A 2,719-nucleotide genomic window follows, 5' to 3' on the forward strand; every position below is an offset into this window, starting at 1 on the left:
CAAAAAATCAATAGCTGAATACGTGTCCTTTATTCAGGCTAACATCGATAAATATACAGTTAAACAAATGTGCTCTGCACTTAAGTTCCTCGTAGCACTTATTATGCTGCTATCATGAATTCTTCACAACGAGCGGTATAAAGAATGGTACCACCATGAGAAATGGTATTAGATACGCTCTTAGAATCCATATCGATGATTTCTTCTTTTAACAGTCCGCTGTATCCTCTCTTGATTCCCTTTACTTTTAATCCTCTTGCCAATGCTGTACGAACAACTGCACGTGTTGCAGCATTCATTGCTGGAGCATCTCCTCCACTGGTTAAAACAGCAATTGTACTAATCTTCTTACTTTCCATAATTGTTCCTCCATAATAAACTCATACGTGTTAGATTTTCCATACCATAAAAAACTACAATCAATTGTATTTTAATGCATTTTCCTAAAATTATCAATAGCCTTATCAATGACTTTTACATTTCCAAACCCATAATGTGCATGCAGAACCTCCAAAAACTGATCATCGTCTTTGACAGAATAAGATGCTTTCCCGCCTGAGAGCCAAAAACGGCGATAATAAACAAAACCACAAGAGTAATCAGTCTTTTTTTCATTGCTGTTGTATTATTGTTTTTCATACATAACCTCCTAAAACCATTTTGTAATTTCATAACTTAGCGATTTATTATAACATAAAAAGCACAGTCTTTTCACAAAGACTGCACAGACTGTAGACAAAGTTTGTGCTGGAGATAATCTCCAGCACCACTTTTCTTTGAAAAATGACTTTTCTTTTAATAACCGCCAAATATTATGGATGGTTGAGATTCTTTCTTCCCTTTTGGCCAGTATCCTGGCCAGTTTTTTCAGGTTCATACATGCAAAAGTAAGCCCCGCTTTCATCTCCATCCGGGCTTTTCCTATGTATTGTGTATAACGAAATCCATGCTGCTCTTTGGCTGTTCCGAAAATCCTCTCGATTGTCTCCTTTCTTAAGTCATATATCTGTTTATTGCCAAGTGTATGCCTGATGTCCTCTGCTTTCTCCATATATTCTTCCCACACATGGCGGGTGATCACTTTTATATGTTCTTTGCTTTCCGTACATCTATGAAGATTTGGACAACTGGCACATATTTCTCCGCAGCTTACGTATTCCCTATAACCCTCCCTGTTTGTCGTATGATAGGATAATATATGGTTTTCCGGACATATATAGCAGTCATAATACTCATCATATACATACTCATATTTTCGGAAAAAACCTTCCTTTGTCATTGGCCTTTTGTATGGGAACAGCGGCTCGATACCATCTTCTAACAACTCATGGGCGATTGCTGGTGTACGATAACCGGCATCTGCTATGATCATAGCCGGTGAATAGATCTTTATCTTGTCATAAAGTGTTTTGAATGTCCGGCTGTCATGTTCATTCCCCGGATGAATGCTGTATCCCAGGATCCAGCCATGTTTATCACAAGCTGTTTCCACTGCATAGGCAAAAACATGTTTATGCTCGCCTTTACGAAACCAGCCGCTTTCCGGATCACTGATACTGCATTTCTGCGTTTTAATTCCTTCTGGAATTTCTTCTTCCTTTGTATTATCACCGCTCCCGCTGCCGGATGGGGGATCATTTTTGTCTTTTTCTTTCAAAGGCTTTTTCCCATGCGCTTCACGATCCCTGGATATTTCCTTCTGTAGTTTCTCTTCATACCAAAGGGCCTGTTCCTGTGCAACTCTTTTTCGCATTTTTTTGCTGTTTGCACATGCTTTCACATGAGTGGAATCCACAAAGATCTGATCGGTGTCCACCAGTTTAAATTTCATGCAGTCTTCCAATATTTTTGCAAAGATCTGCTCAAAAAGATCTGTGTCCTTAAAACGGCGTGTATAGTTTTTTCCAAAGGTTGAAAAATGTGGTACCGGATCCATCATGTCTAATCCAAGGAACCATCTGTAAGCAACGTTTACTTCAATCTCCTTGATAGTCTGTCTCATACTTTTAATTCCATAAAGGTATTGAATAAAAGGAATTTTGATCAGCATAACAGGATCCATGCTGGGTCTTCCATTATCAGAACAGTATTTTTCTTCTACAAGATCATAGATAAAAGTCCAGTCGATGGCTTTATCAATCAAACGCAGCATATGGTTTTGAGGAACCATGTCATCCATACAGAACATCATCATCTGTTCCCTTTTTTTGTCTGCATTTTTTGTCATCATAAAAAACACCGCCTTTCTGATATTTCAATTATATCAGAAAAACGGTCGTAAACATAGAAAAGCCCGGCTTTCGCCGGGACTTTGTCTACAGTCTGAAGCGCCATTAGGGGCTTTTTTTTTATCACATAGATATGATAAGAAAAAAGCCCCTAAGGGCTTTTCAGACTGTAGACAAAGTCCCGGCGAAAGCCGGGCTTTTCTATGTTTACGACCGTTTTTCTGATATAATTGAAATATCAGAAAGGCGGTGTTTTTTATGATGACAAAAAATGCAGACAAAAAAAGGGAACAGATGATGATGTTCTGTATGGATGACATGGTTCCTCAAAACCATATGCTGCGTTTGATTGATAAAGCCATCGACTGGACTTTTATCTATGATCTTGTAGAAGAAAAATACTGTTCTGATAATGGAAGACCCAGCATGGATCCTGTTATGCTGATCAAAATGCCTTTTATTCAATACCTTTATGGAATTAAAAGTATGAG

The 2,719-nt window shown here is 38.3% G+C and carries 3 protein-coding genes and 1 pseudogene; 1 reads left to right on the forward strand and 3 read right to left on the reverse strand.

Translation table 11 applies throughout. From position 1 onward, the window contains the following. Positions 1–107 precede the first annotated feature (107 nt). The 3 genes and pseudogenes from BHF69_RS13695 to BHF69_RS13700 form a co-directional block, all read right to left on the reverse strand. Positions 108–359 (reverse strand): annotated as a pseudogene (locus BHF69_RS13695) (6-phosphofructokinase); the annotation flags it as partial. Positions 360–474: 115 nt separating this feature from the next. After that, on the reverse strand, positions 475–639 hold the full coding sequence (locus BHF69_RS14225) for a hypothetical protein (RefSeq protein ID WP_158022590.1): 165 nt from the start codon (positions 637–639) through the stop codon (positions 475–477). Positions 640–649: 10 nt separating this feature from the next. Next, positions 650–2,230 carry an IS1182 family transposase gene (locus tag BHF69_RS13700; RefSeq protein ID WP_242946168.1) on the reverse strand — a complete coding sequence of 527 codons (1,581 nt, stop codon included), beginning with the start codon at positions 2,228–2,230 and terminating at the stop codon, positions 650–652. A gap of 256 nt (positions 2,231–2,486) precedes the next feature. Here BHF69_RS13700 and BHF69_RS13705 point away from each other — a divergent pair. Beyond that, on the forward strand, positions 2,487–2,719 hold a 233-nt coding region (locus BHF69_RS13705; protein WP_083651370.1), incomplete at its 3' end, for a transposase.

The sequence above is a fragment of the Anaerostipes sp. 992a genome (genome assembly GCF_001940245.1).
Lineage (GTDB): Bacteria > Bacillota > Clostridia > Lachnospirales > Lachnospiraceae > Fimousia.

Bases quoted from the DNA above. Each gene is read 5' to 3' on its own strand.
- BHF69_RS14225 (WP_158022590.1), bottom strand. From the start codon at position 639: ATGAAAAACAATAATACAACAGCAATGAAAAAAAGACTGATTACTCTT.
- BHF69_RS13700 (WP_242946168.1), bottom strand. From the start codon at position 2,230: ATGATGACAAAAAATGCAGACAAAAAAAGGGAACAGATGATGATGTTC.